This window comes from Pseudoxanthomonas winnipegensis (genome assembly GCF_004283755.1).
GTDB classification, from domain to species: Bacteria; Pseudomonadota; Gammaproteobacteria; order Xanthomonadales; family Xanthomonadaceae; genus Pseudoxanthomonas_A; species Pseudoxanthomonas_A winnipegensis.
In genome coordinates this window covers 79,910-93,726 of the sequence record NZ_SHMH01000009.1, presented here as the reverse complement: position 1 = coordinate 93,726, position 13,817 = coordinate 79,910, and the positions used below count along the sequence as shown (strand labels likewise).

Sequence of the window (13,817 nt, the reverse complement as noted above, 5' to 3'; positions counted from 1 at the left end):
ATGTCCGGCACGCGCCCGGCCGGCGCGCCATGTTCATGGTCGCGCCTAAGGTTGGCGGCGGGGAAAGTTCCATACGGCAATATGCGGTGCGTCAGCAGGCTGCCGCTGCCGAGGTCTCGACCTAGACCTGTCCCATGCCCCCGTCCACGAACAGTTCCACGCCGGTGATGAAGCTCGCCTCATCGCTGAGCAGGAACAGCGCCGCCGAAGCCACTTCCTCCGGCCTGGCCATCCGCCCCAGCAGAATGGGCGCGACGATCGACGCGCGCACCTCGTCCGGCACGCGCGCCATCATCTCGGTGTCCGTGGGGCCCGGCGCCACGACATTGATGCGGATGCCGCGCGGCGCGAGCTCGGCCGCCCAGGTCCGCGCATAGGAGCGCAGCGCCGCCTTGGTCGCCGCATAGGTGCCGTAGTTGGCGATGCCGAGCGAACTGGCGACCGAGCCCACCAGGACCACCGCCGCACCCGATCGCAGCGTGTCGACGGCGGCCTGCAGGCCATGCAGCGCGCCTCTCACATTGACCGCGAAGTGTCGATCGAAGTGATCCTGGGTGACATCGCCCAGCGCCGCGGGCTCGCTGATGCCGGCATTCAGCACCAGCGCATCCAGGGCGCCACAGGGCTCCCGCACCGCAGCGATCGCACGATCCAGGTCCTCGCGCGCGCTCGCATCGGCGACCAGCCCCTGGGCGTCATGGCCGATGACGGAGACGGCGGCCTCCACCTGATCCCGCGCGCGCCCGGTGATGAACACCTTGGCCCCCTCCGCCGCCAGGCGCGTTGCGATGGCCAAGCCGATGCCCTTCGCGCCGCCCACGACCAATGCGACCTTGTTTGCCATCCGATTCATCACGCATGCCTTGCCCAGGAAGAGATGCGCGCTAAGGTATACGCAGTAAATCTGGTATCAAGAACGCACCATGAGTAGCGTAGATATACACGGCGATACCGAGCTGGCCGCTCAGTCGTGCAGGGTGCTGTCCCAGATGGCGCAGATCCGGCCCGTGCTCGACAAGATCGCGGACAAGTGGACGATCCTGATCCTGATCGTGATCTGCCCGAAGCCCTCGCGCTTCAACGAAATCAAGCGTCGACTGGACGGCATCACCCACAAGGCGCTGGCCGACGCGTTGAAGCGCCTGGAACGCAACGGGCTGGTGACAAGAACCGTGCTGCCGACCTCGCCCGTCGGCGTCGAATATGCGATCACGCCGCAGGGACACGCCTTGCGCGAACCGTTCGAAGCGTTATGCGCCTGGGCGCTCGAACATGGCAGCGAACTCGATGCCGCGAGCACGCGGTTCGATCAGCAGCAGAAGGCGCAGGCTTGAGCTGCGGACGCAGGTCGCGACAGGCCTGGAGACTCTGGCTAGGCCATCGAGCGCGGCCCTGATCTTCGATGCGCAGGCGACCTTGCCGAAGCAGGTTGTCCCCCTCGCATCGGCGTCGCCCAACAAAAAACCCGCCGATGGGCGGGTTCTTCCTAACGCGCTGATTCCACAAGGGAAATCTGGTGGCTATGGGTGGACTCGAACCACCGACCCCAGCATTATGAGTGACCGCTCGATGCTGCCAAGTCGCTGAAAATATTACTAAAAATCAAAGATTTCTAGGCCTGAGTCAGGGGCGGGCACGGCCGTGAGCCGAGGTGAAGCCGGCACAAGCGATGGATCCGCCAGTATGAGCTCGCAGTGCCTCATGTGGCGGATCGCCTGGAGGCCTCCTAATCCGTATGCTGGAAGCCAGGGAGTGGTGAGCAGGGAGCGGGAAGCATGGCCATTTACGAGGAAGTGTTGGCTTGGTCTGGAAGATTGCCGCTATGGCGGCAAGACGCACTGCGTCGTCTATGCGTCCACGGATCGTGGAGCGAGCTAGACTTGGAACAGCTCCTGGATCTCGTCGAGCAGCAACACGGAATCGCGTCCGGGCTTGAGTCGGCCACTGAGCCCACGCCATTTGCGACGGACCATTTCCCGGCAGAGGCGACCAGGGGCGCGCGAGTGGTGCTTACATCCCTCCACTCACTGAACAACGTCGGGAAAATCCCGAGCGACCAAGTGCTGGAGTTCGCAGCACAGGGATTGACCATCGCGTATGGAGGAAACGGTACGGGGAAATCCGGGTATGCGCGTGTAATCAAGCAGGCTTGCCGCGCGAGAAGCCCAGGTGCGGTCTACCCCAATGCCTATGACCCCCAGTTCCAACAACTCACACCCAGCGCAACGCTCACCTTTCTGCTAGACGATGTGCCCCATCAGGCGAATTGGAGTGCACCGAGGATCAATAGGGTTGCATGCGTCGACCAGCACGTCTGCGAACAGAGCTAACCATTGCGTGTAATAGCCGCGACAAAGGCACTCTCAACCTGGCGGCGAAGGTCTTCGTCCAGGTCTTTGATTGACTTCATAGCTCGCTCTTGAAGTGGTTCCAGAAGTTCTACATCACTTGGATCAACATCCTCAAGTCTTCGAAGATCTGTTGGCCAATCCGACTCAAGATCGACTACAAGCGACACTCGTCGAAGAATGCTGGGGATGGACAGAGAAAGGTCCCCCCCACCGCACGAAAGGACGACGACGGGAGACCTTTTCGTCCCTGAGGTTGCATCATCAATAAGTGAGTCGATCAACGAAGCAGCATAGATCTCGATAGGCGAAAGGTCCGAATTGAGGATAGCCAGCCCGCCTGCACCAGCTAGCTCGGATGCTTCGCTATGAACGAGATCACTTGATGTCAGTCCCATTGAGACTTCCATGAAAGCAGCGTTGTCTCGATCCTGGCGCGCCAGAATTCTGGCGCATTGCCTTGCCAAAGTTCCTACCAGAGCCAATGCTATCCCGCAGGACGCCGCCATAACTGCAAGCGACGACAAGATAATGGCCTTCCGTCTATTCACTCCTAGCGCCAACATCCTCGAAATCGCATCTTCAGTTGAAATCGCGGTATGGCGAACGAACAAGCCTGATGGCGCCTTCTCTGCAGGGGTATCACTCGAAAGGCTCGGAGCACGGTATGTGCTAGATAGCGTCTGAAACACCTCGGCATTTGCTAGCGCCACGGTGCCTTCGCGGATCGCTCTATCGAAGGCCTCTTTCACCTGCTCCGCCGCGGATTCGGCTTGCTGGCGGTTGCTGCGCTCTTTATCTCTTGCAGCTTTATCAAGCTCAGAAATCTTACTCCTGAGAGCAGAGATCTCGGCCATCAGTCCGGCTCTATCGGACTGCCGCGCTTTCAGCTCCTCGGCTACAAGTTCCTCAACTCTATCGCGAACAGCGTTCTGTGAACCAAGAAGAGAAAGCACTGCATCCAACTCATCGGAATTCATCGAGATCTGCTCAATGGATGAGGCAATCCTTTTGGCTCGGTGAGATATTTCTCCTCCCGCCCTCTTGCGAAGAAGTTCTGAAATCTCGCGTCGCTGGGCTTTGGTGGACGTTAGCTTTGTCTCAGATTCAATGTCTCGAAGCAGTCTCCGGAAAGCGATCTCAAGGGTGGATAGATCCAGATTTGATGAGGGCCCAGTAGGAAGGCTCAAGCAATACTGTTCGCCTTCTATGAGGTGTGTTTCCAATGAGCTCCAGGCCTGCCATGGCTGCTCAAATGCGTCGTCTCGTGCATAAGAAATCCCTTTGGGTGAGGCAATCGCAACGTTGTCAGATAGTAAGAAGACGACCTGCTGTCCCGCCTGGGCCCGGCCATGGATCGAGCAAGACTTAATGCGATCGCGGACTTCGTCAGCGTCACTGCTCGGGACTGAGAGCTTAACCACACTGATGGGCGCATTCTGCTCGCTGCTCATGTGGAATCTTGTCTTGCCCTCCGCACCATCTCGCTCAGACACGATCCAGCGAACAAGCGCGCCTCGTTTGAATGCAGATCTAAGCGCAGATCTGTGGCTCATCACGGAGCCGCTCTCTGGAAACATATGAAGTCTGTCTTCCCTGCCGAGATAGTAGGGATTGCCCTCCAAGATGATGAGGACAGGATCGACAAAAATTGCTCCGTTACTCAGTTCCGTTGTGTAGATTCCAACAATCTCAAACTGGGCGCCCTCTGGTATGCGCGGCAGTGCTGATGGAGTAAGTGCACGAATTCCCGTCGGAGAGGCACCATCCGCCTGATGGTGACTGGCCTGCGCGAGTGCACGGCGAACAAGGTCAGATTCAGGGCCGCTAGATGGCAGAAGAGACAACTGTTCTCGAGCAGAATCCTTGTCGCCGGCACGTAAGCGAACTAGCGCATTGACTAGCCCGCGAGTGCTTTCGGAGAACGGAGCCAAGGCGTCATCGATCGCGTTCTCATCGCTCGCGACAATGGCGGCGATGAGCTCTGCTAGGTGAAAGTTCTGTATAGGACCAACGCTATCGTGCTCTTTTGACACCGACTCAAAGTCCTGCTCATCTAGATCTGCTGAAACTTCATGGTCGTTTGCCGCAATTTCCTCAACCACCCGTGGACCAAGTGGCCGTGCGAGAAGCTCAATCAGACGCTCGTCAGGGTTGTCAGAGAACAGATTGCTGAGCGCTGAGCGACATATGGCGAGTTCCTCCGCGGCTGGAAGCGGTTCGTTCTCGTCGAACAGCGCCTCCAGATACATAAGGGCCTCTTCCATGGGCGTCGGTGTCGCAATGGAAGCATTTGTCGTAAACCAGTTACGGAGGACTTCGTCCGTCTTTCTAGGGAGCCTTTCGCAAATGACCCGAATTCGCTCCTCTCGCCCGTGAGGAAGGTTCTGAACCTTGGCGCCCCTTAGAAGTAATAGCTGCTTTGACTCCTGAAAGAATCTTCTTAGCTCGCCTTCGTGTGTTCCATTCGATATCAGGACATTGAGCTTTTTTGCATTGATGTTAAGAAACGCCATGGGTGCTCTCAGAAGACAGGGCGGTTAGCACAAAGGGAAGGGCGTGCGAGGCATTGTTTTCCATGGCCCAACGGACAGCCTGTTCTTTCGAACAGACATCCGCCAGCTTGCCTGACGCTGCTGGCGATAAAGATCGGAGAATGTGCTGGCTCAAGCTGTGGTGCCATGGTCGCGGCTGCTCGCTAACGACGATCGGCTTTCTGGGGACATGAACCGACCCAAAGGAGCCAAGATCGAGAGCGCCGAAACTCCCCGAGAATGTATTCTCTAATCCGTCCGGCACAGGTCGAACTGCCACGTCATCTATTCTTAGCTTTCTCCACAGTAGCTCCGAAGGAACGACAAGGTCGACGTAGCCAGTTCTGGAGATATGCTCAGCCGCCTCCGTTGAGAACAGGTTGACGGCCTCGTGTGCTATGACCATTGCCCCGCGTGGTCCAGTCAGGTCGTGTGGTAGAAAGCGGATAGTTCTAACAAATCCAGAATCTAACCAGATTGCGAGTTCACTAGGTCTCTCGCAGAAGTCAACCTGGTAAAAGGCGTCTGCAATCTTGTTCACCTTTACGGCAACATCGGTCTGTGTTGCAGCGGCATGGATGGTAGGTGCCCAGGATCGAACAATCAGCTGCGTGACCGTGTCTGCGAAGATAGGGGATCCATCAAGATCGAAGCGAATCGGCGGTGGCCAAACGATATCGACGCGTGGCTTGGAGGGTGCGATAGCGCGCGCCAAGTAATACTTTAGGTCGATGATGTCGCCTGCTTGGTGCTCAGGTGAGTCGCGGAGACGTAGGCGGTAGATAGTCCAGCTTCGATGCTGCTTCTGGGGCTCTGTATGAATCAACGCGGGTGGACAAGGCGAGCGCAACGGGCGCTGAGTAACAAGAACGTACTCTTCACCAAGTTGAAGTGGCGCAGTCGCCTTCTCGAGAACTCCGCCGGTGGCTGTTACTCGAAAGTAGTTTCCAGAGAGGCAGAACTGAGACAAGGCCGCCTCCACTCGCATTGCCAATCCAGGATCAACCGGACTAGTTTCAACTTTGGCAGGCGGGGTGCTCAGCGAAAGCTGTGCGAAAGAAGTTCGTGATAGCTCCTCTCCAGAAAACTCGGCTCTGCCCAATGATGAGCAGACTGCAAGGGTGGATCTATAGCCATCGGCAACTTTCGGAAGGCGAAGTTGTAAGCTAAGCGGAATGGGTCGCTGATCTACCCAGACAACTGCCGGACCTGCTGACGTCGGCGGCTTAGAATGGGGCGACGCTGCCTTCGGTCTGACTGAGCCAGTGCCGGGCTGATAAAGCTCGCATGCGAGACTAAAATTCCGACTGTAATGCGCAAAGTGCGGTCGATTGTAGTTCCCGTGTCGATGATAGACGCTTGCCTCGCATACCGGGCATCTCAGTAGATGCTGATAGGCCGCAGGAGTTCCGGCCTTGACGTGATCTCTGGAAGAGTCAATTGCCCAGTCCATGCGCTTGCACACCGGCTAGATCGAGTCGAGGCGAATTTCCATGTATCGAGGCGAGGAGGTCGGTGACTAGCCAGTCTCTATAGCGAAGATCTCTTTCACTTCGAGGAATCACCCATCTCTCAAGCGCAGCCCGCGAAGCCTCGCGAACGGTAGGTAGACCGCCATACAAGACGCGTCTTCCCTCACCTCGGAGCAAAACGTCCGCATTAGAGGCAATCTTACAAAGGAACACCTCTCTGACAAAGCCGTGCTTAGCGAGCTTGGTGTCCATCCCAAGTCGCTCAAGCGCTCGCCGAATAACGCGAATTCGCCAATTCGGGCCTGAGCCGAACTCGAAGTTAGTCGCATAGTCATCTTTGACGTGCTCGAGGTACGAGCGAAGCTCGTCAAAGATACTGCCTGAGAAGTGGAAGTGACCCCATCCCGAAGTGAATCCAATTGGCTCGAAGATCTTTCGGCCATTCAACTGAAGCCGATTGTATGTCGACGACCTTCCAAGTGCAGATGTAGTTGTCACTGCCAGAAGTCGCGCGCTCTTCTTCTTCTTTGAAATGAGGCCTCTTGACCCCACATATCTCTCCTCGAAGGCGTTGACGACCTCCCGCGATCTGATCAGCGAGGCAACCAACTTGCCTCCGAGCAGGTGGCTGTATGGGGGTAGGGCTCCAAGTACGTAAGCATCCATCAGGTTCACCAGCGCTTCGGAGCGGCGATGGTGATCCCAGCCTATTGCTGCGTCACGAGCTGCCTGATTGAAGACGGCATCCCCCAGGGCAAATATGCCAATCAGCTTGTCATTTCCCCGATCCCACACAAGAAACCTCATCCTTCTCCCATAGCCGTCGGACACAGGCACCTGCCAATAAAGGCTCGCCATGCGGAATAGGTCTGACTGCCAGGTGCGACCATCTACGAGCTCCAGTTCTGGACGGATCAAGTGAGGCTTAATGTCAGAGCCTGATGCAAACCATCTAAGAAGAGAGCTCTGATGTTTGCCTAACCAAGCCTTGTTTGCAACGAGCTTCTCTTCGCGTTGGCCGCGATGGAACCGCCGATAGGCATCCTTATCTAAACTTGGGGGCTGCAAGCGACCTTCTGCATCGCGCTGAAAGCCGAGCTCCTGGAGATGATGCCGGATCAGATGCTTAAGCCTTGCTTCTCTTGATGCCAGCGGGATCACGTTTCCCTTACTCATGCCAGTTCCGCGAATGCACTTGGAAGGTCCCTTGCTAGCTCATAAGGAGTAAAAGTTAGAAGTGTCTCTCCGTCTAAGCGAACCTTTGGGTCGCAGGCTCGTAAGGATGGGCATGCCGCTAGACGAAGTGCTCTGCCATTGTGAGTTACGGAAGTTCCCCGCGGCCCGTTTGTGATCGTCCATCCAGCTAACCTAACCATCTCTAAAAGAGGATGTAGAGCCGCCAATTGCGAATCCTCCGATAACTCTTCTGGTGCCAAGCCGAGTTCTACGTAGTTGGCAAGGTCGATTCCTAGGCTTCTGTCGAGATCTGCATGAAAGAAGCGATTCGAGTAGTGGCGTAGGCACTTCTCACACGATGTGGTGCAATCGCAATTGGATAACAGGGTTCTGGCTTCGGCAAATATCGATGCAAAAGACTCTCCGGCCTGCAGCGCGTAGCCGGCGCCGCCAGACAAAGTGTCATAGATAAAAATGTCCGCAAATGATGTCGACCCGTCATTGCCAAGGCGATAGCCCGCGCTGACTTCCTTCGTATCTATGTCAAGAATACGCCCCATTGAAAGAGTTAGCGCTTCGCACAGCGTCTGCAGTGCGTCCTCCAGCGGTTTCCTGTCTCGGCGCTCAAGAATTCCGAACCTTAGTGGGCTATCGAGATTTACTCTAAGAAGAAGCACGTCCGATGTGAATGCATAGCCCAAGAAGACGCTCTTGAACTCCCCATCGCAGCGCGGCGGAAGCTGTTTGCCAGCGGAGCGAATGTAGTAATCGCGAGCGTGAGCTCCCTCGTGATCTCCCTCTGACAGAACCTTTCCGCATTTGCAGCACACGCGGAAGCCGACTTCATCCGACTCTGGATCGCCCTCATTGACTACCACCAGCCGTTGCTTGCGTAGGTGAGCAAGGCCGCCGCGGACTCCAAACGGCTTGGTCTCGATCCGGCGATCCTCTTCGGGTAAGGGGAGCTGTGCTTGAGTAACGCGGCTGAAAACCTGGTCCTCAAACTCATCTAAACCTTTACGCCCATCGGGGAACACCATCTCCGGACGGATGACGGTCATCGTTCTGAGCGTGCCAGACCCACACTGAGGGCACTGCTTCTCACCATCATCGCTCGCTATGAACCCAGCGGTGTATGAGCACTGTGTGCAGCTTCTATGTACCTTGCTCTGGTCGAACAAGACCTTTGCGCGGTCCACTTCAGTATCCGGCCCGGAGGACGCGACGGTTCCTATGCGATAGGTTTTCTTGTTTACTACTACAAGGCGTCCTGGGGCATACTCCGAGAGGGCAATGCTAAGGCCCTGCTGCGCCTTCTCTACGGTTCGAAAACCGCCCTTGCTAGTCGGCTCCTGTATTTGCAAGGCGCAGAGATCCGTAGGGAATGCGTAGGAAGGCAGTAGTCCCTTTGAGAACAGGAACTCTATGAGGCTTGTCTCTAGGCCTTCTTCAGAAGAGGGGCGCCTGGCTTCGATCTCTTGGATCATCGCGTCGGCGACGGATGCAGCGATCTGCCCATCAGGAAGCCATTCTTCAGCTCTCCGAAGCGAGTCAATTCCCTCAGGTTTTGTGCGCACCCATGATTTGAACTCTTCGAGGCCGGTCGACTTATCCGAGTTGTAGAAGGTCCAAGTGTCACCGAGAGCGGTGTAGATATCCCCGGTCGCCGAGGCCGTTGCGAGAGGGCGAAAGAAGTCTTGCAAGAGCTGGGCAAGAAGATGCCTATCCGTGATCCGCGCGTTAGATGTATCGAGGACGGGCTTTGGCGGGTCGCCGGCCAAGATCTTGTTCGGATTCTGGAAGTAGTGAGCATCGTGAGCGCTGGATTGCGCATACGTAACGACAGTAGACACCGATGAACCGCGTCGGCCGGCTCGGCCTGCACGCTGCTGGTAGTTCTGGCGCATCGGTGGGACATTGCGCATTGACACCGAAATCAGTGAGCCGATATCGATGCCGACTTCCATAGTCGTTGTGCAACTTAGCACGTCGATTGCCCGCTCTCCGGGACGAAGTATGTCGCGAAACTGTCGTTCAAAGACTTCTGTAGTCGGGGAAGGGCTGCTCGCATCCTTGTGGGAAAGCTGGGCGCTGTGCTCCTGCACATCAATGTTCATCAAAGGCGAACCCAGAGCCACAGCCCTTGCGACCGGATCTCGCCAGAAACCCTTGCGAGCTCGAAGATAGCTGGTGCTGTTAGGGTCGACTAGCGTCGCTGCGCTGTCTGTGCAGTTTGGGCAGCGTCCGAAAAGTAGTCTTGGCGATACGCTTTTGCATCGCGCGCACTGCGCCCAATGGTCGTCTAGCGCGGGACGCAGGGATATGTGGGCCGGTCTGAGATAGATTGAACCATCTGGTTTCGCATCGCACAGATTGCTGGCGAGGCAGTTTGCTATATGGTCAACATTCAGGCCTTTTGATTCAAGTAGAGCTTTCTGTGAGCGCGAGAACCCATCGGCAGCGAACGAACGCTTTATTGGATACCTAGATGCCTGGTTCCTTACGCCATCAGGAATGTCTCTCCCGAAAGCAAAACGAGCCAAGAGACGTTGTATCCATACAACGGAGATGGCTTCTAGATCGACTGGCGTGACTCCATCTATTTCAGAGGCGATCTTGAGTCCAATGGGCCGGGCTACCGGGGCAACGTATCCTAGAGTTAGCGCACTCACTGAATAGAAGGGCGTTCCCAACTGTTTGAGGAGGATCGCCCAATAGCTCGGGGGTGGCGACAAGCTATCGTCCTGCAGCTGCGCTTCTAAGTCGCCGTCGTAGAAGCGATTGAAACTCCGAAGGTCACTCTCAATATGTGATCTGTCATCGCCATCGAAAAATCGTAGATCATGGACGAGAAGGCACTTAAGAAACGCGACATACAAGTCTTTGTGCAGCCTCGGCTCCCGCTTGCGCTCCAGAAGGAGCTTGGCAGCCACAAATATTGTCTGACGAAAGACGTCAAGCTCGATTTCGCGAGGAATATCTCGAGCCAATCTGGCGGCCTTCTGTCGACCATCAGAGAAGACAATCGTCTTTCTGCCACCATTTGGTGTCTGCGGTGTTTGAGATCTAGTAAGAGGCTGGGCAGCCACTTGCGCCCGGATTAGATGAGCGAATGGGGCTTCTCCCTTGGTTGCTAGATCCATTGCAAGAGGTGCTTCTGCGCTACTTCTTTGGCCGCACGCGGGGCAGTCGCCCTTTAAGCTAAGAACTCGACGTCCCTGCTCTCTTGTCTCTGCGTTTGGACGAAGAAGCGGCAGGTACTCTCCGCTTCTTTTTCCGCTCGGAGCCGTCGAAACCAATTGGCCGGTCAAAGTGTGCAGCCAAGTCATCGTGCCGCCACTTAAGGTGGCGGCTTCCTGTTCAGAAACGACATAGAACTGAGATTCGACTAATTGGGTTTCCGTCCAGGTTCCGTTGGATGGCTGATGCCACAAGAAGTCACCATCTGCGCCCGACAAGTATCCACGTAGAAAGCTAGCGCCGCATGATCTGTGAGTGAGCAGCTCGTAGACTCTGGATCCACACTCGCATCGCAGTCTTGCATTCGCGTGAAGTCGTCCGAGCACATGGCTTCCGGATGATGCGCGTGAGCCACACTCGATGTTGGTGCATGCAAAGAGTCCGGGAAGACCGCGAAAGAACAGGTGAGATCGGATAGGGCAGAAGGAGCGGTTCTTGTCGTAGTCCTTTGCGAACGACATCAGCGCCAGAAGAGCCTCCGTTGCAGCTAGCCTGCCTTCGCTATAAGGAAATGCGAGCTCAGCACATTCGGTGAGCGTCAGCGGCGAGCGCGATAGCCGCTCTGCAACTAGCAAGGCCACAGGGAGCTTCTCAAGAAACCTGAAAGCATATTGCTGAAGACCCTCTTGGCTAGGCGATGGATCTGCCACCAAAATGGATAGAGACTTAGACAGTGCGACTATATCGGCCTGCGCCCTGCTGACGTCCATGGAGGCAGAGAGAATCGCAGAGAAGTCGAACTCTGAAAGCGTCTTCTGCGTTAGTGCGTCGGCCGGTTCCCCGCCTGAACGCTTTTCCAGGTCGCCTACTACTAATTTGAAACTCGAAGAAGGACCCCCGGTAAGCTTCTCGGCAAAATTCGTGATCTCAGTCTCGGCATCCTCAGATGATCCTAGACTTGCGCTGGTCAAGATGAATCGGATGCGGTTTGCCGCAACATTTAGTCGTGATCGAAGCCTGCGGAGGAGGTAGGCAACCTCGGCGCCGCCAGAGCCTCTATACATGTGAGCTTCGTCAAGAACAATTATCAGTTCATTCTGATTGTCTTCCTGGAGCCACTCTGCAGTCTGCTGAAAGATGGGCGCTTCGAGAGGCCGCAGCATCATGTACTCAAGCATGGAGTAGTTTGTGACCAGGATGTCTGGAGCAACGCACTGCATCTCATGACGCGTTAGGAGTTCAGAGTCGGTTGGACTTGTTTCAAGTCTCGAGTCCAAGAAAGATGCGAGGTCCTTGGCTGGCCATTTGCCTTCAGCCTTAAGTTGGCTGCTGTAGTCGTCAGTCATTCCCTCGAAGTAGAGTTTTCTGATCTCGTCTTCTATGCGCTCCTTATCCTTCCGGTTCGATCGAATTCCGGGATAGGGAGAGCGGCTTGTATACATGCCGAATGTTGCTCTCCGGGAATTGGCCCCTTGTAGCTTCTCGCTTACCGTTCGATTGCCGAAGAGGCGTCTCAGTCGACCCAGTTGATCATTGACCAGCGCATTCATCGGATACAAAAGAATCGCGCGAACTCCAGTCTTTCGCCAAGATTGAGGCCTGCTTTTAGCCTCAATGGCGAGGCTCGAAAGGATTGGCATCAAAAAGCTCTCGGTTTTTCCCGAGCCGGTGCCTGTTGCAACAATCAAGTTCTTGCCGGCAAGGAAGTGCTCAAGTGCTTTGCATTGATGCGTGTAAGCGATCTTTGGGATCCCGGTGGAGCCTTCACTGGAGGCGCACACCAAGATTGACTTTGCGGGTTCGGGAATTTTCAGGTCAGGGTAGCGGCTGCCCTGAGAGTATTGCGGTGTCGCCTCGAGCCTAGGCTCCTGGAATGTGTTTCCAGGCTGCTCAAAGATTCGGTCCCGTTCGCTGATAAGCCATTCGTCCCAGATGTGATATTGAGCACTAAGGTATTGATGTAGTGTGTCAAGCAGCGTCTTATGGACTGAGTGAACGGAATAGGATGGTGTAGTCATATCAGGGTGTCCGAGAAGCAGCCTAGCTTCGCGATTCGCGAGAGGAGAACTGGTGCTAGTTCCGTTGGTGCTGTGAAGGTTGTTGTAAGGCCGGAACGGACTGTCTGCGTAGAGATGGCAAGGGCGAGTCGGTATTCCGCGGCGGGTAGCCTCAGATTTAGAGTGATGCTCGTTTCACGCTCGCTCGACCGAATGATGGCTTTGGGGGCCGATCCAAGGTGACTCGCAACAGAGAAGAACAGCCTGGCAGCCTCAATATTTATCGGTGCTTCGGAGATGACTGAGCCGTTTCGCACGCTCGCGGAGAAGAAGCGCGTGCTGCCATGAGCTCGTTGTCTACATATGGCAATCTGGTCGACTAATGCCGCTTTGTTGGGCTGGTCAGTCCAAAGAAATGGGATGTGTCCGTCTCTTGTGCTCGGCAGGCTCAAGAATTCCACGCCAGACAAGCCAGAAGTCTTGGCTGAATTGAGTTTGTGGCCGGATATGAGTGCAGCGACAACGCTAGCGGGGTCGTGGTCGGAAGCCCCCATCCAATTTTCTAGGGCCTGGTGCGGCAAGTTCTCAGCGGTATCTTTCGACACAAAACGAGAAAGCCCGTGGCGTGTGCATCCTCCCAGCAACCCATGCATGTTAGGGGCCGCTCCCACAAACATGAATTTTCCATTGATCTCTACGACTCGGTATGGTGTCAGTAGCCAGTAGCCACCCATGACGGGCTCTGCTTCTCGCAGAAGTTCGAGTAGTCTCAACGCCACCCTACACAGCGTTGCCGAGCCAAGTCTATTAAAGGAATTTCGTACGCGGGAAACGTGCACTGCACCAAAAGCCCCCGCTTCCAGCCTGGCCAGGCCGTAGAGGGTTCCACGGGCGAATTCCATCAGGGAAAAACGATCCCCATCTTCAGGTGACTGAAGCCAAGAAAGCGGTATCGATTGTCTGTAGCCGCTTTGAGAGTCGGTAGGCGCACTGCTCATTCGCTGTCACTATCCGTTTGTCAGCGGTCTTCGACTGCGTACGCGTCAGGCTTCGAACCTGCCGTTGCTGCGAATTTGATCCCCAGCGATGAGAATAGTGCACTCTCCGCTG

Annotated in this window: 6 protein-coding genes and 1 pseudogene; 1 reads left to right on the top strand and 6 read right to left on the bottom strand. The window is 55.8% G+C overall.

All coding sequences use genetic code 11. The features are described 5' to 3' along the window. Positions 1 to 121: 121 nt before the first annotated feature. The gene (locus EAT51_RS16895; RefSeq protein ID WP_205953501.1) at positions 122 to 844 is read right to left on the bottom strand and encodes an SDR family NAD(P)-dependent oxidoreductase; all 723 of its coding nucleotides are present in this window, start codon (positions 842 to 844) and stop codon (positions 122 to 124) included. 79 nt (positions 845 to 923) lie between these two features. Between EAT51_RS16895 and EAT51_RS16890 the strand changes: the two genes are divergently transcribed. Next, the gene (locus tag EAT51_RS16890) at positions 924 to 1,334 is read left to right on the top strand and encodes a winged helix-turn-helix transcriptional regulator (protein WP_130516520.1); all 411 of its coding nucleotides are present in this window, start codon (positions 924 to 926) and stop codon (positions 1,332 to 1,334) included. A gap of 992 nt (positions 1,335 to 2,326) precedes the next feature. Here the strand turns inward: EAT51_RS16890 and EAT51_RS16880 are convergent. From EAT51_RS16880 to EAT51_RS16865, 5 genes and pseudogenes are all read right to left on the bottom strand, one after another. After that, complete coding sequence (locus EAT51_RS16880; RefSeq protein ID WP_130516522.1) at positions 2,327 to 4,864, bottom strand: hypothetical protein; 2,538 nt, start codon at positions 4,862 to 4,864, stop codon at positions 2,327 to 2,329. Then, positions 4,851 to 5,852 (bottom strand): hypothetical protein, encoded by a 1,002-nt coding sequence (locus EAT51_RS16875; RefSeq protein WP_130554028.1) that lies wholly within the window; start codon positions 5,850 to 5,852, stop codon positions 4,851 to 4,853. The genes EAT51_RS16880 and EAT51_RS16875 overlap by 14 nt, the downstream gene beginning before the upstream one ends. A 345-nt stretch (positions 5,853 to 6,197) precedes the next feature. Next, positions 6,198 to 6,335: pseudogene (locus EAT51_RS20960) on the bottom strand (competence protein CoiA family protein); the annotation flags it as partial. After that, positions 6,319 to 7,530 carry a Druantia anti-phage system protein DruA gene (locus tag EAT51_RS16870; RefSeq protein WP_130516524.1) on the bottom strand — a complete coding sequence of 404 codons (1,212 nt, stop codon included), beginning with the start codon at positions 7,528 to 7,530 and terminating at the stop codon, positions 6,319 to 6,321. The gene EAT51_RS16870 and the pseudogene EAT51_RS20960, both read right to left, overlap by 17 nt. Then, a complete protein-coding gene (locus tag EAT51_RS16865) occupies positions 7,527 to 12,728 on the bottom strand; it encodes a DEAD/DEAH box helicase (protein WP_130516526.1) in 5,202 nt (1,733 codons plus the stop codon). The genes EAT51_RS16870 and EAT51_RS16865 overlap by 4 nt, the downstream gene beginning before the upstream one ends. Positions 12,729 to 13,817: the final 1,089 nt, after the last annotated feature.

What these genes read in the sequence shown, in the direction of transcription:
- EAT51_RS16880 (WP_130516522.1), bottom strand. Translation starts at nt 4,864, where the DNA reads ATGGCGTTTCTTAACATCAATGCAAAAAAGCTCAATGTCCTGATATCG.
- EAT51_RS16895 (WP_205953501.1), bottom strand. Translation starts at nt 844, where the DNA reads ATGGCAAACAAGGTCGCATTGGTCGTGGGCGGCGCGAAGGGCATCGGC.
- EAT51_RS16865 (WP_130516526.1), bottom strand. Translation starts at nt 12,728, where the DNA reads ATGACTACACCATCCTATTCCGTTCACTCAGTCCATAAGACGCTGCTT.
- EAT51_RS16890 (WP_130516520.1), top strand. Translation starts at nt 924, where the DNA reads ATGAGTAGCGTAGATATACACGGCGATACCGAGCTGGCCGCTCAGTCG.
- EAT51_RS16870 (WP_130516524.1), bottom strand. Translation starts at nt 7,530, where the DNA reads ATGAGTAAGGGAAACGTGATCCCGCTGGCATCAAGAGAAGCAAGGCTT.